Genomic DNA, 22,897 nt, shown 5'->3' on the forward strand with positions numbered 1-22,897 from the left:
CAGACCACTGCCAAGGCGTTTTTACCTTTGATGATACCGGGCCCGACGAAGAACCCTTATTTGAGCTATGCCTCGCCTACAGTGGAGGTTTAGATTCAACCGTGCTACTGGATGTTGCAAACCAGGTATGCAAAAAACAAGGTATAAGGCTTACGGCCTTTCACGTAAATCATGGCCTTAGCGCTAACGCGATGCGCTGGCAAAGCCACTGTCAACATGAATGTGAACAACGCCAAATCCCTTTTTTTTCCTGCGCGGTTTCGCTCAAAAAATTGGCCCAAAAAAGCTTAGAAGCACAAGCCCGCGATGCTCGTTATAGTGCGCTTAATAATTATGCGCAAACATCTAAGGTGGTGCTGCTTGCCCAGCATGAAGACGATCAAGCAGAAACATTTTTACTACAGTTAAAGCGCGGAGCTGGCGTGCAAGGGCTCAGTGCAATGCCTATGTACATGACCCACGCTAGCGGCACAATTTACCTGCGACCGTTTTTAAAGCTTTCGCGCGCCCAACTACTGCGCTATGCCAAGCAGCATAGTCTTCTTTGGATTGAAGATGAATCTAACGCAGATAACCGTTATGATCGTAATTTTCTGCGCAATCAAATTATACCAAAACTCACACACCGCTGGCCTAGCATTAATAAAACCATCGCACGAAGCGCTGACAATTGTGCACAAGCGCAACTGCTTATTACTGAATACATGCAAGTGCTTGAAAAAGACATAATAGACGAGCAGAGTGCACTGAGTATAGCGCGCTTTACTCTTCTGTCTGAGCATACCCAAAAAAGCTTTATCAGGCATTGGTTATTAAGTATATATGGGCTTAACATGTCGAGTGTGCAGCTCAATAGCGTGCTAAGTTTTAGCAAGCCCTCACAAAACACCTCACCGTATATTGAAGTGAAAGGTAAGGCGATAGAGCGCTTTCAAGGCAAACTGCATGTTATTGATATGGCCATGACGATAAAAACCGACAGCAATCCCCCAGTTGACATTCAGTGGCACAAGGGTAATGAAATACGCCTTAGCCCATATTTAGTGTTACGCCTGCTTACCAACGATCCTAAAGAAGACACATCAAAAATGCTCTTGCCAGACGCTACACATATATTTAGTTTACCAAAAGAAGGCCTTACCTGCGTTTTTGGCGGCAGTAATTTACGCTTTAAAAGCAGTCAGAAACGACCTGTAAAAAAACTAAAGGCGATGTACCAAGAGTGGCAAATATCGCCTTTGCAACGACGCCAAACGCCGGTTTTTGCCTTGGCCGATGAAGCTATCGCGGTAGCTTTGCCGCAGCTAAAAATCAGCTGTAGCAACATTCAAAACGAAGTCGTGGTAGCTTTGCTTAAAAAATCAATATAACAGGACCTACTATGTTAGTTGAGTTAACCCCGCTTCAAGGTCGTGTGATTGGCGTACTGATTGAAAAAGAAATCACCATGCCTGATCAATACCCACTTTCGCTTAACGCACTAACGTTTGGCTGTAAGCAAAAAAGCAGTCGCGACCCCATAATGCACTTGCGTGAAAGTGAAGTGCAAAGTGTGTTATATGAACTGCGCGATAGTATGAGTAGCAGCGGTAGACAAAATAAAGTGATTAAACTACATAAACTACATAAACTAAAAAATAGAAGCAATGAATAGCACAGTAGATCTGACACAAAAGCAGCACGAATACTTTATGCAACAGGCTATACAGCAGGCTGCATTAGCACAGCAAATTGGTGAAATTCCGGTAGGCGCAGTGGTAGTCTTAGACGGTCGCGTTATTGGCACCGGCTACAACCGCTCAATTACCGATAACGATCCTTCACTGCACGCCGAAATGGTCGCCATCAGAAACGCCGCGGCCAACACTGGCAATTATAGACTGCCTGGTGCGTCTATTTATGTAACCTTAGAGCCGTGCAGCATGTGCGCTGGCTTACTGGTACACAGCCGCATAAAGCAACTGGTGTATGGCGCTCACGATCTAAAAACAGGCGCAGCAGGCTCGGTCATGAACATTGTGCAGCATGATACTTTAAATCATAAGTTAGAGGTGGTTTCAGGCGTGTTAGGGGAGGAGTGCAGTGCGCATTTATCGAAATTTTTCAGTGATAGGCGCGCACAAATAAAAGCGCACAAAGTCCTACGTGAATGGCAAAATAAAAGTGAGTGAAAATCTTGGGTATAGCTTTATAGTAAGGTGTTGTGTAAGCGAGGCGCTTGCTAGACTGTTGTGAAATCTAGTCACGCCGCGCTGGATGTGTTGCCACGATTAGGCTTTTTGAAATTCTTGGTTCAATTCAGTTGCGTCAAACTGCTTACGTCTTAACAGCACTTTTTGGTGCAATTTCTTAAGCAATACTCTACGTTGGTTGTTGCTGCGTAGTCGTCTTGTACGACTCATATTAGTGGTTTTTCTCATTTCAGTGCTACTCCTTGAAGCAAATCTTATGTCGTTTGCTTTTTGTGTTTTCCGATTTTACGGTATTAATCTTTTCGTATTCAATGTTAGGCAGTCAACGCACCATTTTCATGACAGTTTTGTGTATCTTTTTTGACAGAATTCAATAGCATGATGTTGATATTAATACCAATCCTCGCGTAAATATGATCACACGAAATACGTGTTTTGCTCATTTTTCGCAAGAGTATAATGCTATCGACTTAACTATTTTATTCGGATGAGGGTGCTGGCGTGGCGTGGTCTTGTTTTATTTTGTTTAAGACTGTGGCTTCTGTGTCGCTAGGATTGTCAAACGTGCTGTCGGTGTTGCTATTAAAATGTGATTATTCAACTTGCTCGTCGTTACCTTGTACGAAGATAGTGTCAATATCGTTGCTGTCAACATTGTCAAGATCAAATGGTTCATCTATGTTTTGCTCTAACCACATTAGACTATCATAGTAGCGACGAATATTCTCAACATAATTTACCGCTTCGTTACCGCGAGCGTATCCAAAGCGTGTTGTTTTGTAATATTTCTTTTGGCGCAGCAGTGGCAAATGTTTTTTAACGTCTATCCACAAGTCTGGGTTATACCCCTTGCTCTGGGTTATGCGTCTGGCATCTTCTAGGTGGCCAAGCCCGATATTATATGCCGCCATAGCCATCCACTGCCTGTCAGGCATTTGAATTCTGGCGGGAACGCGGCTCAAAAGGCTGGCATAGTAGCGTGCACCGCCGCTAATGCTCTGTTCGGCGTCGGTTCGTTCATCAACTCCTAGGTCTGATGCGGTTGCTCGGGTGAGCATCATTATACCGCGAACCCCGGTTGGCGATACGGCGTCAGGTTCCCAATGGCTTTCCTGATAGGCCATGGCTGCAATTAAGCGCCAGTCAATATCGCCGGCATGCACTTCAAACATTTCTCTGTATTTTGGCAGTTTATTGTTAACTGCGCGCATGAAGGCGCGTGTATCAACAAAGTCAAAGGTGCGCACATGACCATAATACTTGTCTTCAAGCACAGCTAACTTGCCGCTTGATTGCATATAACCAAAATATTCAAGTAAAGCGGCTCTGACCGAGTCGTCGGTGCTTTTGTTTAGCATCCAGCCCAATTTTAAAGTGTCAGTAATTGAAAAGCCTATGCCTAAATTGGGATAGCGACGCCTAGCAACCGCTAAAACATTAGAGTCTGAAATAGTATAGTCAAGTTCACCGTTTGCGACCATTTCTAATAGTTCTTCAATGTCTTTCTCGGCGGTTTCTTGCCAACTAAAATTATACATTTCACCAGCTTTGTCTTGCATGGGTTCGCGATACAAGTCGTTGGCGATAATGGTGAGATCCCCTTGTAAATCCTTTAAGCTGCGTGGTCTGTCTTTACCTTTTTGATAGACTAATTCAAAGTTTAATGTTTGATACGCGGGTCCGAACTTATACGCCTGCTTTCGGGCGCTTGTCATAGTGATGTTTGCGGCAAGCAAATCGACGCGCTTTGCATCTAGCTGCTCAATAAGTTCGGCATACGAGTAATAAGGATAAACTTCTAGTTTAACGCCAAGAAAGTCGGCGAAACCTTCAGCAAGCTCAAATTCGAAGCCTTCTTGAGTAACGGGTCCGTTGAAATAGGTAGTGCGTCCATAAATAGAGCCAACCTTTAACACACCTTCGTTAGTGATACGCGCAAGTTCAGTGGTGTTCGTATAAGGCTGGCAGCTTGCTATAAGCACGAGAACGACCAGCAATGGCAGAAGCTTCATAGCATGCATGAATCTTGCGGCGACCCAATAGTGTTGCAGCTGTGACTTTGTGCACTGTTGATGTAGCACTTTGCGGCTCTTCATTTATTGCTTAATAGCCTTATTAATTTGACCGTTAAATGCACAGTCGTGTGAATCTATTGCTGTAATTATGCAGGTTTTCGATTTCTTGTGCCAGCAAAGAAGACTTTGCGCGATTATACTTTTCATCACTTATAATATAGGCAATCACGAAACTCTATATCATTTCTTGAATTTGTCGAGAAAACCCTGTTAGTAGTGCGAGGTTATGCCAGCAGCGAGCTCATCCACATAAAGGTAACAAAAAAGCGCGCCAATCGTAGAATCGGGTAAGCAAAAGCCTTACTAAATCAATTAGTTTCCTCTATAATTCAAATATATTTTGTGTGTGTAATGCAAGCGCTGGCTTGGGCCCTTGTTGTATCATGTTAAGCGGTGTTTCAATATTGGGCTGCAATATATGCACCATACTTATGTCTTTTATTACCCGGTGGATTAAAACTATGCTCAATTTGTTTGGCTCTTCAATGCTGTCTGATTTTAACAAGCAAAAGCTCTTAGATCAGCTAATTAAACAGGGCGTAAGCGTAACTGACGTATGCGCTCACTTTGTCCATTTTGTGGACACTAAGCAAGACCTTACTAGCATTGAGCAGCAAACGTTAACAAGCTTGTTAACCTACGGGCCATCGGCAATGTCTGCAGCGCGCGCCGGAAACGAAGACTTAGTGTTGGTAGTTGCACCGCGCATGGGTACTATTTCGCCCTGGTCGAGTAAAGCCACTAATATTGCAAACAACTGCGGGCTTGACGCAATAAAGCGTATTGAGCGCGGAATTGAATATAAGTTTTGGGGTGAAAATTTAAGCCAGCACTTAGTTCTTATTGAAAATGCTATTCACGATCGGATGACCCAAATGGTATTAGCAAAGCAGCATGACGCGCTTTGTTTATTCACGCAAAGCCAACCCAAGCCATTAAGCCCTATCGATGTGCTAGGGCTTGGCAGAAAAGCCTTAGAAGACGCCAACAACATACTTGGCTTAGCCTTAGCTGAAGACGAAATAGATTACTTACACAGCAGCTTTGAAGGCCTTGGGCGAAATCCGCATGACGTTGAACTATATATGTTTGCGCAAGCCAACTCTGAACACTGCCGACATAAAATATTTAACGCCGACTGGACCATAGACGGCGCAGTACAGCCTAAATCGTTGTTTAAAATGATTAAAAATACCTTTGCTGTGACCCCTGAATTTGTGTCCTCGGCCTATAAGGACAATGCCGCGGTAATGGATGGCTATAGCGCAGGGCGCTTTTATGCAGACCCTATTACCCATCAATATAGCTACAACCATGAAGCTATTGATATATTAATGAAGGTAGAAACGCATAATCATCCTACTGCTATTTCCCCGTTTGCAGGGGCAGCGACCGGTTCAGGTGGCGAAATAAGAGACGAAGGCGCAACCGGCCGGGGCTCAAAACCTAAAGCTGGGCTGGTAGGCTTTAGTGTATCTAATTTACATATACCCAATCATGCGCAGCCTTGGGAGCAGCCTTACGGCAAGCCTAGCCGTATTGTTGACGCTTTGGAAATAATGACCCAAGGCCCGCTTGGCGCAGCGGCCTTTAATAACGAATTTGGACGACCTAACATTCTTGGTTATTTTCGTACTTATGAGCAAAGCGTGAATAGTTTTAATGGACTTGAAGTACGCGGTTACCACAAACCCATTATGTTAGCAGGTGGTGTAGGCAATATAAAACGCAGCCACATTGAAAAAGGTGAAATTACCAAAGGCGCTAAGCTCATTGCTTTAGGTGGCCCCGCCATGAATATTGGTTTAGGCGGCAGTGCGGCATCGTCTGTTGCGTCAGGGCAAAGTAATGAAGACTTAGATTTTGCTTCAGTGCAGCGTGAAAACCCAGAAATGGAGCGCCGCTGTCAAGAAGTGATTGATAGATGCTGGCAGCTAGGCGACAGTAATCCCATTCAGTTTATTCACGATGTCGGCGCCGGGGGCTTGTCAAATGCCTTTCCTGAGCTGGTTAACGATGCCGGCCGCGGTGGCGTATTTGAATTACGAGAAGTGCCCTGTGATGAGTCGGGTATGTCGCCTTTAGAAATTTGGTGTAACGAGTCTCAAGAGCGCTATGTAATGTCGGTAGCGCCAGAAAACATGCCTTTGTTCATTGAAATATGCGAACGCGAGCGTACTCCTTTTAAGGTTGTTGGGCATGCCACGCTTGAACAGCACCTTACCCTAAGCGATAAAAAGTTTGGCAATAAACCCATTGATATGCCCCTTGATGTACTACTAGGCAAACCGCCAAAAATGCATCGAGACGTAGTAAGCACCACCGCAAAAGGCGACGATTTCGACGCCCAACACATAGACCTAAACGACGCTGCGCAGCGTCTGTTGGCATTGCCGACAATAGCCGATAAAACATTTTTAATCACGATTGGCGATAGAAGTGTAACGGGCATGGTCTGTCGCGACCAAATGGTAGGCCCGTGGCAGGTGCCGGTGGCCGACGTTGGTGTAACAAGCGCATCGTTTGATTCTTACTACGGCGAAGCCATGGCGATTGGCGAGCGAACACCCGTTGCATTATTAAACCATGCGGCGGCTGCTCGTTTAGCGGTGGCAGAGTCGCTAACTAACATTGCCGCGGCTAATATAGGCGATATAAAACGCATTAAGCTTTCAGCAAACTGGATGGCATCGGCTAACCATCCGGGTGAAGACGCAGGACTATACGCCGCCGTTAAAGCCGTGGGCGAAGAATTATGCCCAGCATTAGGATTGGCTATTCCGGTTGGAAAGGACTCTATGTCTATGCGTACGGCGTGGTCACAAGAGAGTGAAAGTGGACCGCAAGAAAAATCAGTTACCTCGCCGCTGTCGCTCGTGATTACCGCCTTTGGCGCTGTTAAAGATGTGCGTAAAACATTAACGCCTGAGCTTACTGTCAATATTGAGTCAAGTCTGCTCCTAATTGATTTAGGCAGAGGCAAGGCGCGCATGGGCGGCTCTTGTCTAGCCCAAGTATATAATGCGCTAGGACATGAAGTCCCCGATGTAGACTGCGCCAACGATTTGCTCAATTTTTATAATTTAATCCAAAAGCTAGGTGAAAAGGAACTTATTCAAGCCTATCACGATCGCTCCGACGGTGGCTTATTTACCACCGTTGTAGAAATGGCTTTTGCCGGTAACGCAGGAATCGATATAGACCTTACTCAAATTAGCTTAGCTAACGCTGACATTCCAAGCAGTAACCTAGCAAAAATTCTCTTCAATGAAGAATTAGGCGCCGTTATACAAGTTGCTGATGTTGACTTAGCGGCGGTCAAAAGCATCATTGAAGCGTTTTCATTGAGCGATTGCGTGCATGAAATTGGGCATGTAAATACCCATGATAAGGTGCGTATAAGCCATAACAATGAAGTGGTGCTTGAAAACACTCGCACACATTATCGCCTAGCGTGGGCTAGTACCACCTTGGCAATGCAGTCGCTGCGAGACAATCCACAAAGCGCTGAGCAAGAGCATGCCCTTAGGGGAGACAATAAAAACCCAGGGCTACACGCGCGTTTAAGTTATGATCTTAACCAAGATGTGTCATCGCCCTACATTAATAAAGGTCGCAAACCCAAAATAGCCATATTACGCGAGCAAGGCGTTAATTCTCATGTAGAAATGGCAGCAGCGTTTAATCGCGCAGGTTTCGACGCGATTGACGTACATATGAGCGACCTAGTCACGAAACGCAAGCAGCTCAACGATTTTAAAGGTTTAGTCGCCTGCGGCGGGTTCTCCTTCGGTGACGTGCTCGGCGCGGGCGAAGGCTGGGCCAAGTCTATTTTATACAACACGTATTTACGCGATATCTTTGCCGAGTATTTCGCCAATACGGACACGTTTAGCTTGGGTGTATGTAACGGCTGTCAAATGCTGTCTAATTTAAAGACGCTTATTCCAGGCGCTGAGCATTGGCCGCATTTTGTGCAAAATGAGTCAGCGCGTTTTGAAGCACGCGTCGCGATGGTTGAAATTCAAGATAGCCCGTCAATTTTCTTAAACGGTATGCACGGTTCTCGCATGCCTATTGCGGTTTCTCACGGTGAAGGCCATGCGCTGTTTGCATCTTCTAAGCAGCTTGCTTCATTAGAGCAGCAAAACTTGGTTGCTATGCGATTTGTAGACAACTACGCTAAGGTAACCCAGCAGTATCCTGCTAATCCAAATGGTTCTGTTAACGGCATAACGGGACTAAGCTCCAGCGATGGGCGCGCAACTATTATGATGCCGCACCCTGAGCGGGTATTTAGAGCGGTAAACAACTCATGGCGTGATCCAAGCTGGGGTGAAGACAGCCCGTGGATGCGCATGTTTAGAAATGCGCGGGTGTTTATAGATTAGCAGCGGTGGCGCAAGGTCACCGGGGGCATAAGGTGGCAAAAGGGACCAATAGTAATAGCCCCCGGTAACATTATTAGCCTCAATACCTGACAGCGAAAGGCCACTGGTAAAGTGAAGCGTCAAAGGTACTTGCCTTTCTTTGCGGGCTACTTGCGCAACCGGTATTTTAATAAAGCCACTGCTACCGGTTGTTTCGGGCTTAGTCTTGAGCTTGTGGTAACTGAAGCGGTTTGTTTTCAAGCCGTGTTGTTTGCAATATTTCGTCTGGCTCAAGGTAGACTTTTGCCACTGGCTAATATGCTGCCAGTATGATTGAGTTTGTTTAGTTTTCAGCTATTTTCCTCGTGGGTTATGCCGAAAAATTATGCCCATTATAATTAAGAAAATAAGGACGTGGGTTTAATTGGCGTTTACATCCAACCGATTACTTTATTGGACAAACTCGACGAATTATTTCCGGGAATATATGACCAATCAAAGTTAAGAACGCTTCAACGTCGCGTCAATAAGTGGTTGGCGACCGAAGGGCCAGATAAAGAAGTTATCTTCCGGCAAACGCACGAGCCTGGGGCGATGGCCTTGTGTGATTATACGTGGATGAATGCGCTAGAAATAACCATTGCCAACCAGTTATTTACCCACAAACTGTTTCACTATCGTTTAATTTACAGTAGTTGGACCTATGCCCAAGTGGTACTCGGAGGTGAGAGTTTCGCGTCATTGTCTAGCGGTTTACAAAGTGCATTTTGGCGCCGCGGCGGTGTACTAAAAGAAATTCGTACAAACAGTTTAAGCGCAGCGTTTAACAATCACTACGAACAACAGGTGTACACCGAACGTTATCAAAAACTATGCAAGTTCTATCAGGTACAAGCTTCCCGAAATAATCGAGGTGTGGCCCATGAAAATGGTGGCATTGAATCGCCTAATGGTCATTTGAAAAACAAGATTGACCAACAATTACGGCTTCGTGGCAGCCGTAATTTCGATACTATGGATGATTACCAGAGCTTTATCGAAAGTATTGTCGCCAAAATTAATCGGCAAGCCAAATCCCGCTTTGCACAAGAGCGTGAAGCACTAGGCGAATTACCCAAACGCAAAACACATGATTACAGCGAACTGTATGTCAAAGTCACGTCAAGTAGCACAATCAACGTAAAACGGGTGACCTACACTGTGCCCTCTCGGTTAATTGGGACGCAACTACTGGTGCATATTCATGATGATAAATTAGATGTCTTTCACGGACACCAGCTCACCTTGAGTCTTAAACGCGTGTATGCGCCAAAGTCGCTGCGCAGTCGTTCGGTTGATTATCGGCATATTGTTCATTCGTTAGCCAAAAATACCTATGAAGCGATATTGCCCAACGTCACAACGGCAACTTTGCACCAAGAATTGAATGGCAGGTTAGTGAAAGACAGTGTGCTATGTACGGATGGTTTTAGAGCGTATATTGGCTTTGCTCGCCAACAAGATGTTATTCATAAGCGACTGGCTGTACCCGCTGGCGTAAAGACAATAGAGCGAGTATTTCACATTCAAAATGTGAATGCGTACCATAGCCGCTTGAAAGGATGGATAAACCGTTTTCATGGAGTGGCAACGAAATACCTAGACCATTATTTAGGGTGGTTTAGACAAAGATGAAAACATGAATAAAAACAATATGTTTAGTATTCAGCAACAGTTAATACAAACATAGCCATCCTTTTTAGTATCGTAAATCGTGACACCATCACTGAAAGGCTCAGAAAAAATAACATTGTCCATGCTGTTTTCTGAAATAGCTTTATAAGTTTCAGGCCTGACTTTTGACACAGATTTCTCCGAGTATATGCAAACCGTTCAACACGAGTTTATTTGGCATGAACAGCATGCCAAATAAACACTACGTCGTTCGGCATGCTACTATTTAATCCTCTGCACGGTTACAGAGTCAACCATACTCTCAACCTGCATCTGATATATGCCATTTTTTCTGAATATTATTACATCTGGTGCGTACTTGTATCTGTACCTGTATCTCGAGCTAGTTTGCTCCCAGATTTGCCCGCTCCTAAGTTTATAAATGTTCCCATATTTATAGCCCTCAAACTCATTGTCAATCTTGCTTTCGATTAGACTTGCCGTGCCATCCGGGCCTGGGCGCTGCACTGCTCTTTGGGAAGGCGGCGTTGTGGATATTATACTTATACTGAGCGACTTCCCATTAAGTATCAGAATTGACCGGTTTGGGCACACTGTGACTGAAGGGTAGTATTCATAAAGATACTCATACTCAGCGCCGACCTCCCCTATAGTCCCGTCTGAAAGCTTAAAAAGTTCACCGCTATTACCCATAAACGGAGTTGGAGTTTGAATTGTAGATGAATAACAGGTGTCACTCGTTGCACCGGTTGATAAGCCTCCTGATACTTTGTCCTGTGTCGTATTTTTGAGTTTAGCAATTTCTTTTTGCAACTTTTTATTAGCGGCTAATAGTTTATCAAGTTTAGAGTTAGGATTTGTAAAATATTCTGGGAATTCCGATTTAACCCTCTCATCTATTTTTCTGTAATATTCATCGCTAGTTGGGTCTGAACCATCAAAAATAAGTTTTTCATGAGTTTTTAGTGCAAAATCTGTCATTTCTTTTTCAGAATTGAACCATGGGTTATCTTTGACCCAAGCTTCCGCCTTACGATCAATAGGTGGACCAGATTGAGATTTTTTAGAAAGCTGTGGATGAACTACCGTTGACTCAGCACTGGAGCTGCTGAGCATAAGTCTATCATTACATTCAGTTCCCTCGATCCTGAGCGTTTCAGAAATAGTATTTTGATTCATGCCATTTAATTTGTGATTAACATTTACTTCAATCTGAGACAACCACTTTAACACTTTACAAAAGATTTCTGGATTATCAGTTGATAACTTTTTTAATGCATCCAGATTCTTAATCTGGTTTGGGAAAGCAACAACTGACCAGTAAGAGTTTGCCATAAAAATGTTGAATGGTTTCCCTTCTGTCATTGCGTTGTGGATCGCTGATTGCGCAGGTTCAGACCAGATGGCTAAAGAGTGATAATGGTCTCTCTTTACAAAGTCAACTTTGAAGTCTTCGATAGAATTTAGGGGGGAATGCCAAGATGACATATTAGTACCATCCCCAAAAAAATCGTTTATTGAGAATACTGAGGGAGGGTTGGCAAACAGTTTCTTAACGTGGGTAACTGAATCGAAGTAATTTACAACAATGTTTGGGTCATTTGATCCATCGTTTTTATCATATAACAGCACTATTAAATCATTATCAACTGCAACAAATAAATCAAAGTTTGATTGAGGTGATGCAGCTATTCCTGAAGAAAAATAAATTATTAAAATCAGGGTTAATATATTTGATAATCTGAAATATTTGATTTTTCTACCCTCTCCAGAAAGAATGATTGTAGGCATGCTAGCTCACACCATTTGATGTTCCTTTAACAAAGCTTTGTTCGAATAAAAGATGCGCTAGGTGTAAACAAGAGTGTATGCCGCTGTTAAAGAAGGATGCGCAAAGTGTTATCGACGGATTAAAAATAGCTGCTGAATTAATACCGTTTGTATTTCAAGTTTTAGATACTGATTGTGGCAGTGAGTTTATCAATTATGACTTGCTCGATTATTGTGAAGACAACCACATTACGTCTTGCATGAGTTGCGATGATAACGCGCTATTTTCCTTGCGTGATAACATCCACGCGACAATGTAGCGACTAAATAAGTCCATGACCACATACAATGATAAGTATTCACCGCGTTGTTGTGTGGCTAATTTTGCGATATCCCATGTCCAGACTTCATTGGGTCTTGTCGCACTTAGCCGCGGTATCGCGTGCGATTGAGGAGCACGCTGGTGGCGCCGCTCCCCTTGCAAAGCTTGCTCGCGCAATATCCTGTGCATTGTGCTGACAGAGCACAGGTACTGACCTGTTTGCAACAGCTGATGATACACTTGCATTGGCGGTTGATTACAATACGCCTCACTGGTGAGGATATCGCTTACATGCTCTCGCTCAGCAATTGACAGCGCATTGGCTTGCTGATGGGTGTTGCGCTTAACGCGATGTTGTCGAGGCAATACGGGCCCACAGAAGTTGTCTCGTGCCGTGTGAGCGCGTAACGTTCCACGGTTGATATTTAACACATCACAGGCCATACGCTGCGAAAGTAAAGACGGCAATGGCGCCTGTGTCAACACGCTCATTCGCTCGCTTGCTCGAGGGTCTCGACCAATAAGATGGCTTTTTTTTGGAGTGAAATGCACTGGTCTTTGACTTCTAACTGATACCGCAAGCGCGCATTTTCTTTCTCTAGTTGGGTAATGCGTTTTTGTTCAGCGCTATTTACAGGCGCTGGGCCGGGTCGAGACTTGTTGAGACCTTCAACGCCTTTATCAGCAAACTCTTGTCGCCAGTTAGCCACTTGCGTAGAATACAGTTTTTCACGGCGCAGCAGTTTACCTAAATCGCCATACTTACATGCATCGGCCTGTTGAATAATGGATAATTTATATTCTGTAGTAAAGCTACGTCTACCGCGTTTTTCTAACTCGGGTTTGGGCAGTACTTGTGTAACAACGGTCGCGTTTTTTGGCATTTCATTTACTCAAATCAAACCCTGAATTACATATTAACTTAAAGTGTTATGATGCTCCCATACCATTTCAGGCGCTCGTTCGTCAGCCATATTAAGCGAAGCGCGATAGCTGTATGCATTAAACCTAGTGAATTGGAATATTATCTATACTTATAGTCTAGTTTTAATGTGATGTGTATTTGAGGTAACTTATTGACTAATACTTGATTCTCACAAGTACACTCGTCCTGCTGTCAAATCTCGTAAATCCTAGTATAGCCATTCTATGTGAGCACTTTTCTTATGTAGCGGACCAAAAACTTATATTTACGAGCTGAGTTTTTTATTAGCCGCTTATTTTTTATTAAAACTTGAACTTAAATTAAAGTGTAATCCTGTAGCGTCATCATAATATTTCTGATATTTTACTTTTCAGTGAATTTAAAAGGAAGTAAATATGAGAGTACTAATTCTAATTATAGCGACTATTTTTATAACTGGCTGTGCAAGTATGTTTGAGGATACTTATAGAATAACCTATAAAACAGATATGGCTGGCGCCTCGATATATTGCAATGGTAAAAACTGGGGCTACGCACCAGTAACTCTAACGTATTCACCAAACAAAGAAGCCAGAAAGTCAGGCTACTTCTATTCTCGAGCCTGTGAAGCTAGATGGGTCAGTGGTGCACGAGAAAGTTTTTCTACTTCGTGGGATTTAAACAAATTTCCAAATGGAGTCGAGCAAACAGTACGAAGACCAAATGTACCTAATTATCAGCAAGATGCGGAGTTTGCACTAAAGGTTCAAACTATGCAAGCACAACAAAAACAGGCAAAAGCGGCTTCCAACAAATCAATATACTGTTTTAAAGGCGCTCTCGGTATGGTGTTTTGTAATTAATCGAGAACAACTACCTGCTCTCTTAATGATTTTCAAGTCAAGCTCGATGTGAATGGTAGGAGTAATTGCGTCCTAAATCTAGCGAGTTAACGAGCATCAAAAACTGTACTCTGGTGAAACAACAACCTAGCTAGTTCCCATTCGTTTGTTACATGGTAGCCTACTTTCATTCTGGCCTTTATCAGAACTAGGGGGGTACTTAGTTACTAGAATGACGTTCAGAAAGTATATGTGTGGTAAAAATGCAGGCATATTTTAACATGACGTTTTGTGTACTTTCATGTACCTTTAGGCTTAAGTGTACTTTAGTGTTATCATTTTACTAAGAAAGAACTTGCTGATACAACTAGTTTAGCTACCTACCCATAAACCCATAAAACGGCCTATCGTGCCATGAGCAGAAATTTAGCATATCCTACGAATGATTGAAATAAGTAGCTGGTGAAGCGGAATGTTCCGTGAAATGAGTACCTAAAGGGTGGTGTTAAAAAGCCTAATGCTAATTACAAAAATAATAATAAAGATCTATACTTACTGCTTTCTATATCAGCTGTTACCGGTCAACACAACTACGGGGTAAGCCTCGCTTAAAGGCCGCTACCTAACATTCCATGGCAGTAATTACTCAATATCAGATTGGTGAAGGCTTATATAACTCAAATTATTTGAGCTATCATGCCAAAATCTGTAACTCGTTCCTATTGTAGATATACCGAATAAGCAATTACGCTCTTCTCTAGGCTATCCGTGCCGCCGATTAGAAATGAAATTAAGCGCTCAAGAAGTTGCTGAGCGTGTGGGTATTTCCAGAAGCATGCTTCAGTGAATCGAAAAAGCGGATTTAAAATGTGAATTAGGTTCAGTATTTGAAGTAGCGCCTATTGTCGGCGTAAACTTATTCGTAAACGGTCATTTTAGACCGTTAGCTCGATCTCAATGAGCCATTTTATAAATTGTGCGACTAATGCTTACCCGATAGCTTAATTTTCTCGACGTCGGCTCTGGCTTCACAGCTGAATATGATCTCGCCATCAGGCTCTTCTCTTACCCAGCGCTTTCCTACCGCACGTAAATCGTGTGCGTATTTCGTCTTTTTGCATTTGATAAGTCGTTTTACTTCCAATAAAGCTTGGCGCTCATTGGCTAATGCCGAGGTGCTGTATTTTGGTAAGCAAAAGGCGCTCAGTGTTGAACGTTTAGACCGTAAATATACAGCAGCTCGCTCGTGGAATATGCGTTTACCTCAAGAAGGCTCTTGTCAGGCAAAGGTTACCTCTTCTGCGAAAAAGTATCAATCAGATGGCGGCCCCAGTATCGCTGATTGCCTGCAATTGTTGTCTGCATCTTCAAATATTCAAGATAGAGATACTTTTTAAAACTCAAATCCTCTTTTGATTACTAGCGGCAATTGATGGTCACGGTAAGAATTTTAGTGTGTTTTTGGAGCCTGGAAACAGATACAGAATGATGCTGCGGCACGATATTCTGTTAGGATACCCTGTTATGTCAAAAAAAAGCTTACAAGCTCAAAAAATTAAAAATGGCGATGTCCTTAAAAGGAAAAAATACCCAATATAAGTTGAACCGCATTCAACCTCGTCATTTTGTCTCAACAGCAGAGTATTGTATGTACCCCATAGACAAAGCAGCAAAACATTATGAGTACTTCGTTGATAATGTTGAATACGCAATTGCTGAAGTAAAAGGGAATATTTCGGCTGGCTTTCCTGAATGTGTAGCCGCGGCTATATATGCAGGCTTAAGAAAACAAGCGAGAAAACGCTTTCCTAAATAAAATAAGTAGAGCAATTACTCGGCTTTTTTATTTATTACCTATACATAATATTCTAACGGCTGTTCGTCCTTGACAAAAATAGCCACATTAAGCTTAGCTGCGCTTTTGGTGTACTTCGCGGTTAATTTGCTTTTGATTAGGATGCTTTTTAAGTAAAACATACACACTTGCTAAACCTCCGTGCTGTTTCAAAGCGGTATGATAGGCAATTACCGCTTCTATCTCACTAAGCCATCTATGTACATAGCTTTTCATAAAGCCGGCAAAGGGTTTTGACTGCAGCCCCATTCCGTGATCAACTAATAGGGTGCGTATTCCACGCTCGTGGCAGTCGGTAATAGTATCGAAAAGCGACAGCCGTGCGTCATCAAATTTAACCCCCCGTAATGACAGACGAGAATCTATTTGATACTTGCCTAAGCGAAGGTTTTTAAAAACGCCTTCTTGCACGCCATCTTTTTTGTACGATAAAAAAGCATATGGGTCTAGTGGCGTAACACTGTCTATACTAAGACCGTTGTCGTCTAAGGCAATTTGCTTTTCGAGCGCCTCGCGTTTTAGCCGTTGGCTAAGGGTTTCACTGTGGCTATTGGCCACTGCAACTTTATTCACCTTGGCAATTGGGACGACATCTTCCATTTGTGACATAAAAGAGATGTCATGGTCGTTTTGTTGATTCATAAAGCTCTCCTTCAGTAACACCTTAAGCGGATTAGTACGCTATTTATCACAAAATCTATCACTCAATTAACCATTGTCTTTGAAAAATAGTGAACACTCCTATGCAAATAAACAGACATAAAATAAACAAATACAGACAGCGGAACAATACAAAGTGCGTTCACTTTAAAATGAAACGCAATTGTTGCGGCAAGAATATCTGGGCCGTAGCTATTTTGAAGCTATGTTTAGACGTCTAGACGTAAACTGATTGACTTTTATCCTGTAATCGCCACAATAGTGTTATTCACCTTTTATTAGCGCCTGTGACCTTTACGCTTAAAAGATCATGGGCTTTTGATAGCCAAAGAAGAGTTTATACTTTATGCCAATAAATATACCTGCTGAACTCCCCGCGCTGGAAGAATTACTCAGTGAGAATATTTTTGCAATGAACGATGCCCGCGCGACCAGCCAAAATATTCGTCCTATGCAAATTGGCATCTTAAATTTAATGCCTAATAAAATAGAAACTGAACTACAAATACTGCGTTTACTGTCTAATACGCCGCTGCAAATTAACATCGATTTGATTCGATTTGACGAAACGGCGCCTAAGAACACACCCGCTTCCCATATGCAGGCTTTTTATCATTTGTTTAGCCAAGTAAAAAACAAAAAATACGATGGTCTAATCGTTACCGGTGCACCGCTTGGCACGCTAGACTATGAAGACGTGCACTACTGGCCACAAATGTGCGAACTAATGGATTGGGCAAAGCATAATGTGCAGTCAACCTTTTATATATGTTGGGCTGCACATGCTGCTATGTACCATTATTTTGGCGCCCAAAAGAGCTTACTTGACGGTAAGCTGTCGGGCGTGTTTAATCACAAAGTACAAGACGAACAAAATGAGCTAATGAGAGGCTTTGATCCTGAATTTTGGGCGCCGCATTCGAGGGTAGCACAAGTTAATCGGTCTACCTACGCTAGTATTAGCGGCCTTGAAATACTGGCTGAGTCGGAGCAAGCTGGCGTTTATGCCGCCGCCACCACCGACAAACGGCTGGTATTTGTAACAGGTCATCCTGAATATGATACCGCTACGCTTGAGCAAGAGTTTGCGCGCGACACTCAATCAGGCTTGTTGCCGCAAGTGCCTTCTAATTACTTCAAAAACGACGTGCCTGAGCATGGTATTATGGTGCGCTGGAAGTCTCATGGGAATTTACTGTTTACTAATTGGTTAAATTATTACGTGTATCAAACAACGCCATATGACTTAACGCAGTTGACCTAAGCTTAGTGTATGTATTGCGGCATGATCTTTTAGCATAATCTTTTAGCATAATGCTCGCAGCATAAGCAGCATAGCCAGTATTATGCATGGTTCAAGCTTCACGTAAGGAAAAAAGCAGTGCAAGATAAACCTTTTAGTCAGGCATGTGAAAATAACAAACCTTTCATTCTTAAGGAGCTACTTAAGCACTTTGCTAACGCCAGCAAGGTCTTAGAAATAGGCTCAGGTACTGGTCAGCACGCAGTATACTTTGCCGCAAATCTTTCTCATGTTCAGTGGTATTGTTCAGATCAAAGCGATTACCACAGCGCCATTAATGCATGGATAGACGACACTCCCAGTGAAAATTTGCACAGGCCTGTCGCGCTGAGCTTTCCAGATGACGACCTGCCTCTAGTAGAATTTGATGCAATATTTACGGCTAACACCGCCCATATTATGCAGAACGATCAGGTAAAAGCGATGATGCAAAAAGTGGCCGCTAAGTTACCCAGTAAAGGTGTGTTTTGCCAGTATGGCCCATTTACAATCAAAGGCCAATTTAGCAGTCACAGTAACCTCGACTTTCATCAGCACTTATTAGACATTGGCTGCGGTGGCTATAGGGGAATTGAAGAACTACAGCAGTTTGCACCTTCATTAAAGCTGTTAGCCCCAATAACGATGCCTGCAAATAACATGTTGCTCGTGTGGCATAAACGCTGATACAGCCACTGCCAGCAGATATGTTGCTGACAACGACAAAAAGCGTCTACCAAATGCGCACGCGATCTTCTGGGGCTAAGTACAAAGCATCGCCTGGCTGTACGTCAAACGCTTCATACCATGCATCGTGATTGCGCGGTGCTAATGCTCTAAAACGACCCGGCGCGTGCGTGCCGCCTTTAAGTCTGTTTAGTAAAGCCTCTTCGGTAAACTTAACACGCCATACTTGTGCCCACGCTAAAAAGAAACGTTGATCGCCGCTTAGGCCGTCAATAATGGGTGCTTCTTTACCGTCAAGGCTTAGCCTGTAGGCGTGATATGCCATGGCCAAACCGCCTACATCGCCTATGTTTTCACCTAGACTGTTGGCGCCGTTCACAAATTGACCATCAAGTGCTTCATATGCGCTGTATTGAGCAATTAATTTTTCTGTTTTTGCTTCAAAAGCGGCTCTGTCTTCGTCGGTCCACCAGTTACGCTGTACACCCATGGCGTCAGATTTTGAACCTTGATCGTCAAAACCATGGCCAATTTCATGGCCAATAACCGCACCAATTGCGCCATAATTCACTGCTGGGTCTGCATTCGGATCAAAAAACGGAGGTTGCAGTATAGCGGCTGGAAACACAATTTCGTTAAAAGACGAATTATAGTAGGCATTGACGCGCTGAGGGGTCATGAACCAGTCTTGTCGATTGGTCGGTTTTAGCTCGTCGCGAATGCTTTGCTCTCTAAAAAACTGACGCATGGCAATAGTATTGCCGACAAGATCGGTGCTACTCATGCTGAGGCCTTCAAATGACTGCCATTCATCTGGATAGCCAATTTTTGGCACAAATGTGTCTAATTTAAGCTGTGCATTTTTCTTAGTTTCTTCGCCCATCCAATCAAGATTGGTAATACGCTCCTCTAAGGCAGTGCGTAGGTTGGCCACCAGCTCACCCATTTGCTGCTTCGAGCTTTGCGGGAAGTGACGCTCTACAAACACTTTACCAATGGCAAAACCTAGTGACTGGGTATCGCCCATAGAAGCAACAGCTCGTTTCCAGCGAGGGCGAGGCTCTTGCTGGCCGTTTAAGACTTTGCCATAAAATGCAAAGTTTGCGTTATAAATGTCATCTGACAACATGTCGGCGTTGCTTGATACAAGATGGTAGGTCAAATATAGTTTCCATATATCAAGCGGCGTATTATTAATAATGTCTATTACGTCGTTAATAGGCTGGGGCTGAGTCATGTTTAAATTTTCGGCGGTGTAGCCCTGCGCACTAAAATACGTATCCCAATCAAAGTCTGGGTATTCACTGGCTAGATCTGTGCGCGCAATTTGGTTTAAGGTTAAATCGCGGTTACGGCGTTTTTCTCGTGGCCATTGGGCCTGCGCAATGTCAGTTTCTAATGCAATAATTTTGCCTGCTGCAGCTTGTGCGTCTTCGTCAGACATGTCGCTTGTAAACGCTAACATAATGGCAATATTATTTTTATACTCACTTAAAATATCAGCAAAGCGTTCGTTTTCTTCCAAGTAGTAGGAACGATCAGGTAAGCCTAAACCGCCTACACCCACCGACATTTGATATTCATCGGGATTTTTACGATTAAAGCCCAATCCTGCAGCTATAGGTGATTGGGTATTTATAAGCCACGATTTACCGAAAGTTTCGGTAAGCTTTTGCACACTGTCAATAGCCGCGATGTCTTTAAGCATGGGACGTAAGGGTTCAATTCCCTTCGCATTTATCGCTTCAATATCCATGTATGAATTGTAGTAATCCGAGATAAGCTTTTCTTCATCACTTAAATCTGTCTTAGCGGCGAGATCTTCTATAATCGCTTTTACACGGTCTTCGCTGCGCTCTGCTAGCACGGCAAATGCACCGTAGCTTGTCTTATCAGCCGGAATGACATAGTTATCATACCATGTGCCGTTTGTGTGCATGAAAAAGTCGTCACCCGGCTTTATGTCAAGGTTGCGTGCGCTTAAGTCTATACCAAAGCGGCCTAATTCGGGCGTGGTGACAGTATCTGTCACGGCCGGTTTGACGTCATCTGCGGGCAGAGTACTATTGTCGCTACAGGCGCTAATGGCAAAAGCGCCACATATAGCGATTGCTAAAAAAGATTTTTTCATAATTTTCCTTGCATTGATTAACTCGTTATTATTAATAGTAGTGTTTGTGCATAGTGATTCTTGAGAACCGCGAATTTATAATTGTTTTAATACTGCGCAGTTTAACCGTTACACGACACTGCCTGAACTTGTCGCGCCCATATTTTTATATATTGGTTGTCAACTATACTGAATTATTCCCTTTAATTAAAGCGCTAGCCAACGCTATGATTGCGCTTGACACGGCTTGTAACAATTTATTCACTTTCATCATGTCGTCTGTACGGCAATAAAGACGCAGACTTTTCTGCGTAATCAATAATATGAGGTGTCTCTCGCTGCAAGAAATCGGCAATGGCGTCGTCAAATGCCTTTTCTTGCATTTTATGATTTGAATAACACAGTGTAGGCGCAAAGCCACGTAAAATCTTATGCTCACCTTGGGTTCCGGGATTGAAAATGGCAATGTCTTGCTCAATGCAAAATTCAATGCCTTGATAGTAACAAGCTTCAAAGTGCAGGCCAGATACATCCGTTAAGGCTCCCCAGTAGCGTCCATACAGCCCATTTTCGTCGTATAGAAACAAGGCGGCTGCAATAGGCGTAGCGCTTTTAATGTCCTTGCTATTTGCCGTTTCTGTAATGGCTAACTGTTGACTATCGCGAGCGGGTTGTAAACGCTGTTCGGCGATTACCAAGAGTAAATTTTCCGGCATGTCTTGCAGCAGGGTTTCAAAAAACGCCGAGCTTAAATATCCGTTATGACCACTGCGTTTTAAATAAGTTTGCTGATAACAGCGATAGAAAAACGCCATATCAAGTGCAGTAATAGCGCCACCCACTATACGATTCACCTGCACGCCCTGTTTGGCGATGCCCGTTCTCTCTTTTCGAATAGAGCGGCGACGCCTTGCGGTAAGCTCCGCCATAAAATCGTCAAAGTGCGCGTACTGCTTATTGTGCCAATTAAACTGAACTGACTGACGCTGGTGAAAACCGCGGGTGAGTAATTCGTTCGACGTTTGCTTAGGCGCAAATAAAATATGCACAGAAGCAACATGCAAAGATTGCATTAACTCATCGCTTATTTGCTCAATGTACTGCGCCATTTTTTCAAGCGCAATATTTTGTGCGAGCAGGATGCGCGGGCCAGTAACAGGCGTAAACGGCACCGCAACAATAAGTTTTGGATAATACGCTAGGTTATGCTGCTGATATGCGTGCGCCCAGCTATGATCAAACACATATTCTCCGTAGGAATGAGTTTTGATGTAAGCCGGTAAGAAGCCAATTAGCGTTTGTGTTTCATCGCGAATTATTATGTGGCGGGTGAGCCAGCCTGTGTTGCCGCCCACGCAGCGCGTCTCTTCAAATGCTCGCAAAAATTCGAATTTTAAAAATGGCGAGCTTGGGTGGCTGCTGTGGGTTAAAACGTCAAATTCTGGTTGCGCGAGTGCATTTATGCTATCAATGCTTGTCCATTGCCAATTCATGCGTAAAATAACAGGCTCTATTAAAAATTTTATATGTAAGCAATATGAGTGAAGACCAAGCAAAGATCATAAATCACACCATTACACGTTTATTGTCTAGACGCGAACACAGCCAGTTTGAATTAATTCAAAAGCTGGTGGCACGAGACCTTGATGAAAAGCTGTGCTACAAGCAGCTCCAATTCTTTATTGATAGACGCATTCAGTGTGACCAGCGCTATGTAGAAGCTTACGTGCGCAGCGCTTTTTTAAAAGGGAAGGGCCCGCAGGTGATCCGTCAAACCCTTAGCCAGCATAATATTGAAGGCGTTCAGGTGAACGATAATATTTATCGTGAAGAATATGACTGGTATAATTTAGCTGAAGTGGTGCGTGAAAAACGTTTTGGTGAAGCACCGCCCGTAGACTTTATTGATAAACAAAAACAAATGTGCTTTTTACAGTATCGTGGCTTTGAACAGGCTCATATAAAGGCTGCTGCTGGTTAATATAAATCGCTAGCGAGTAAAATCAATCTAAATGCTTTTATAGCCTCTTTGCGGGCTTAATTTTATTGGGTAAAAATGATATTATTTGAAATAAATAGCTAACTCACTTAATTAGCGTTATGTGTTGATGATAGCTGTATATGACTTTTACATGATTGCGCATTGCAATTACA

The 22,897-nt window shown here is 43.3% G+C and carries 20 protein-coding genes and 2 pseudogenes; 12 read left to right on the plus strand and 10 right to left on the minus strand.

All coding sequences use genetic code 11. The features are described 5' to 3' along the window. The 3 genes from tilS to tadA form a co-directional block, all read left to right on the plus strand. Positions 1-1,370: tRNA lysidine(34) synthetase TilS (gene tilS / locus BAE46_RS12405; protein WP_070113023.1), on the plus strand; the 1,370-nt coding region annotated here is incomplete at its 5' end. 11 nt (positions 1,371-1,381) lie between these two features. Further along, a complete protein-coding gene (locus BAE46_RS12410; protein ID WP_070113025.1) occupies positions 1,382-1,654 on the plus strand; it encodes a DUF480 domain-containing protein in 273 nt (90 codons plus the stop codon). Then, positions 1,647-2,171, plus strand: coding sequence for a tRNA adenosine(34) deaminase TadA (gene tadA / locus BAE46_RS12415; RefSeq protein WP_070113027.1), 525 nt, complete (start codon positions 1,647-1,649; stop codon positions 2,169-2,171). The genes BAE46_RS12410 and tadA overlap by 8 nt, the downstream gene beginning before the upstream one ends. Before the next feature lie 99 nt (positions 2,172-2,270). Here tadA and BAE46_RS14850 read toward each other — a convergent pair whose 3' ends face one another. Both BAE46_RS14850 and mltF read right to left on the minus strand, forming a co-directional pair. Further along, positions 2,271-2,420 (minus strand): hypothetical protein, encoded by a 150-nt coding sequence (locus tag BAE46_RS14850; protein WP_006004771.1) that lies wholly within the window; start codon positions 2,418-2,420, stop codon positions 2,271-2,273. Between the two features lie 365 nt (positions 2,421-2,785). Continuing rightward, positions 2,786-4,288, minus strand: a complete 1,503-nt coding sequence (gene mltF, locus BAE46_RS12420) for a membrane-bound lytic murein transglycosylase MltF (protein ID WP_070113029.1) — start codon at positions 4,286-4,288, stop codon at positions 2,786-2,788. 440 nt (positions 4,289-4,728) lie between these two features. On the opposite strand from mltF, the gene purL reads away from it, so the two are divergent. Further along, a complete protein-coding gene (gene purL, locus BAE46_RS12425; protein ID WP_070113084.1) occupies positions 4,729-8,658 on the plus strand; it encodes a phosphoribosylformylglycinamidine synthase in 3,930 nt (1,309 codons plus the stop codon). Here the strand turns inward: purL and tnpA are convergent. After that, entirely contained in the window at positions 8,581-8,991 is a 411-nt protein-coding gene (gene tnpA, locus BAE46_RS15235) for an IS66 family insertion sequence element accessory protein TnpA (RefSeq protein ID WP_425307108.1), read from the minus strand. The genes purL and tnpA overlap by 78 nt on opposite strands. A 660-nt stretch (positions 8,992-9,651) precedes the next feature. Here tnpA and BAE46_RS15240 point away from each other — a divergent pair. Both BAE46_RS15240 and BAE46_RS14670 read left to right on the plus strand, forming a co-directional pair. Further along, positions 9,652-9,933, plus strand: a pseudogene (locus BAE46_RS15240) (Mu transposase domain-containing protein); the annotation flags it as partial. A 54-nt stretch (positions 9,934-9,987) separates the two neighbouring features. After that, positions 9,988-10,366, plus strand: a pseudogene (locus BAE46_RS14670) (IS1595 family transposase); the annotation flags it as partial. Positions 10,367-10,572: 206 nt separating this feature from the next. Here BAE46_RS14670 and BAE46_RS14405 read toward each other — a convergent pair. The 3 genes from BAE46_RS14405 to BAE46_RS12450 all read right to left on the minus strand — a co-directional run bounded on the left by BAE46_RS14405 (position 10,573) and on the right by BAE46_RS12450 (position 13,287). After that, complete coding sequence (locus tag BAE46_RS14405) at positions 10,573-12,102, minus strand: hypothetical protein (RefSeq protein WP_083256874.1); 1,530 nt, start codon at positions 12,100-12,102, stop codon at positions 10,573-10,575. A gap of 208 nt (positions 12,103-12,310) precedes the next feature. Next, complete coding sequence (locus tag BAE46_RS12445) at positions 12,311-12,895, minus strand: DDE-type integrase/transposase/recombinase (protein ID WP_070113035.1); 585 nt, start codon at positions 12,893-12,895, stop codon at positions 12,311-12,313. Next, complete coding sequence (locus BAE46_RS12450) at positions 12,892-13,287, minus strand: hypothetical protein (RefSeq protein WP_070113037.1); 396 nt, start codon at positions 13,285-13,287, stop codon at positions 12,892-12,894. The genes BAE46_RS12445 and BAE46_RS12450 overlap by 4 nt, the downstream gene beginning before the upstream one ends. 436 nt (positions 13,288-13,723) lie before the next feature. On the opposite strand from BAE46_RS12450, the gene BAE46_RS12455 reads away from it, so the two are divergent. Beyond that, the gene (locus tag BAE46_RS12455) at positions 13,724-14,170 is read left to right on the plus strand and encodes a hypothetical protein (protein WP_070113039.1); all 447 of its coding nucleotides are present in this window, start codon (positions 13,724-13,726) and stop codon (positions 14,168-14,170) included. Positions 14,171-15,131: 961 nt separating this feature from the next. On the opposite strand, the gene BAE46_RS14855 is transcribed toward BAE46_RS12455, so the two are convergent. Then, a complete protein-coding gene (locus BAE46_RS14855; RefSeq protein ID WP_171901034.1) occupies positions 15,132-15,293 on the minus strand; it encodes a hypothetical protein in 162 nt (53 codons plus the stop codon). 16 nt (positions 15,294-15,309) lie between these two features. Between BAE46_RS14855 and BAE46_RS12460 the strand changes: the two genes are divergently transcribed. Both BAE46_RS12460 and BAE46_RS12465 read left to right on the plus strand, forming a co-directional pair. Further along, positions 15,310-15,546, plus strand: coding sequence for a HipA domain-containing protein (locus tag BAE46_RS12460; protein WP_141729348.1), 237 nt, complete (start codon positions 15,310-15,312; stop codon positions 15,544-15,546). A 164-nt stretch (positions 15,547-15,710) separates the two neighbouring features. Next, positions 15,711-15,965, plus strand: a complete 255-nt coding sequence (locus BAE46_RS12465; RefSeq protein WP_070113043.1) for a hypothetical protein — start codon at positions 15,711-15,713, stop codon at positions 15,963-15,965. A 93-nt stretch (positions 15,966-16,058) separates the two neighbouring features. Here BAE46_RS12465 and smrA read toward each other — a convergent pair whose 3' ends face one another. After that, positions 16,059-16,646, minus strand: a complete 588-nt coding sequence (smrA, locus tag BAE46_RS12470) for a DNA endonuclease SmrA (RefSeq protein WP_070113045.1) — start codon at positions 16,644-16,646, stop codon at positions 16,059-16,061. A gap of 364 nt (positions 16,647-17,010) precedes the next feature. Between smrA and BAE46_RS12475 the strand changes: the two genes are divergently transcribed. Both BAE46_RS12475 and BAE46_RS12480 read left to right on the plus strand, forming a co-directional pair. Continuing rightward, positions 17,011-17,928: a homoserine O-succinyltransferase gene (locus BAE46_RS12475; RefSeq protein ID WP_006004784.1), complete on the plus strand. Its 918-nt coding sequence runs from the start codon at positions 17,011-17,013 to the stop codon at positions 17,926-17,928. 117 nt (positions 17,929-18,045) lie between these two features. Next, positions 18,046-18,633, plus strand: coding sequence for a DUF938 domain-containing protein (locus BAE46_RS12480; RefSeq protein ID WP_006004786.1), 588 nt, complete (start codon positions 18,046-18,048; stop codon positions 18,631-18,633). Between the two features lie 46 nt (positions 18,634-18,679). Here BAE46_RS12480 and BAE46_RS12485 read toward each other — a convergent pair whose 3' ends face one another. Further along, a complete protein-coding gene (locus BAE46_RS12485; protein WP_070113047.1) occupies positions 18,680-20,764 on the minus strand; it encodes a M13 family metallopeptidase in 2,085 nt (694 codons plus the stop codon). A gap of 236 nt (positions 20,765-21,000) precedes the next feature. Continuing rightward, positions 21,001-22,236, minus strand: coding sequence for a GNAT family N-acetyltransferase (locus tag BAE46_RS12490; protein WP_006004791.1), 1,236 nt, complete (start codon positions 22,234-22,236; stop codon positions 21,001-21,003). 44 nt (positions 22,237-22,280) lie between these two features. Between BAE46_RS12490 and BAE46_RS12495 the strand changes: the two genes are divergently transcribed. Further along, positions 22,281-22,724 carry a regulatory protein RecX gene (locus BAE46_RS12495; RefSeq protein WP_006004793.1) on the plus strand — a complete coding sequence of 148 codons (444 nt, stop codon included), beginning with the start codon at positions 22,281-22,283 and terminating at the stop codon, positions 22,722-22,724. Positions 22,725-22,897: the final 173 nt, after the last annotated feature.

This window comes from Glaciecola punicea, from assembly GCF_001756615.1.
GTDB classification, from domain to species: domain Bacteria; phylum Pseudomonadota; class Gammaproteobacteria; order Enterobacterales; family Alteromonadaceae; genus Glaciecola; species Glaciecola punicea.

Excerpts from the sequence above, each read along its gene's own strand:
- BAE46_RS12410 (WP_070113025.1), top strand. The coding sequence starts at position 1,382 with ATGTTAGTTGAGTTAACCCCGCTTCAAGGTCGTGTGATTGGCGTACTG.
- tadA (WP_070113027.1), top strand. The coding sequence starts at position 1,647 with ATGAATAGCACAGTAGATCTGACACAAAAGCAGCACGAATACTTTATG.
- BAE46_RS14850 (WP_006004771.1), bottom strand. The coding sequence starts at position 2,420 with ATGAGAAAAACCACTAATATGAGTCGTACAAGACGACTACGCAGCAAC.
- mltF (WP_070113029.1), bottom strand. The coding sequence starts at position 4,288 with ATGAAGAGCCGCAAAGTGCTACATCAACAGTGCACAAAGTCACAGCTG.
- purL (WP_070113084.1), top strand. The coding sequence starts at position 4,729 with ATGCTCAATTTGTTTGGCTCTTCAATGCTGTCTGATTTTAACAAGCAA.
- BAE46_RS14405 (WP_083256874.1), bottom strand. The coding sequence starts at position 12,102 with ATGCCTACAATCATTCTTTCTGGAGAGGGTAGAAAAATCAAATATTTC.
- BAE46_RS12445 (WP_070113035.1), bottom strand. The coding sequence starts at position 12,895 with ATGAGCGTGTTGACACAGGCGCCATTGCCGTCTTTACTTTCGCAGCGT.
- BAE46_RS12450 (WP_070113037.1), bottom strand. The coding sequence starts at position 13,287 with ATGCCAAAAAACGCGACCGTTGTTACACAAGTACTGCCCAAACCCGAG.
- BAE46_RS12455 (WP_070113039.1), top strand. The coding sequence starts at position 13,724 with ATGAGAGTACTAATTCTAATTATAGCGACTATTTTTATAACTGGCTGT.
- BAE46_RS12465 (WP_070113043.1), top strand. The coding sequence starts at position 15,711 with ATGGCGATGTCCTTAAAAGGAAAAAATACCCAATATAAGTTGAACCGC.
- smrA (WP_070113045.1), bottom strand. The coding sequence starts at position 16,646 with ATGAATCAACAAAACGACCATGACATCTCTTTTATGTCACAAATGGAA.
- BAE46_RS12475 (WP_006004784.1), top strand. The coding sequence starts at position 17,011 with ATGCCAATAAATATACCTGCTGAACTCCCCGCGCTGGAAGAATTACTC.
- BAE46_RS12485 (WP_070113047.1), bottom strand. The coding sequence starts at position 20,764 with ATGAAAAAATCTTTTTTAGCAATCGCTATATGTGGCGCTTTTGCCATT.
- BAE46_RS12490 (WP_006004791.1), bottom strand. The coding sequence starts at position 22,236 with ATGAATTGGCAATGGACAAGCATTGATAGCATAAATGCACTCGCGCAA.
- BAE46_RS12495 (WP_006004793.1), top strand. The coding sequence starts at position 22,281 with ATGAGTGAAGACCAAGCAAAGATCATAAATCACACCATTACACGTTTA.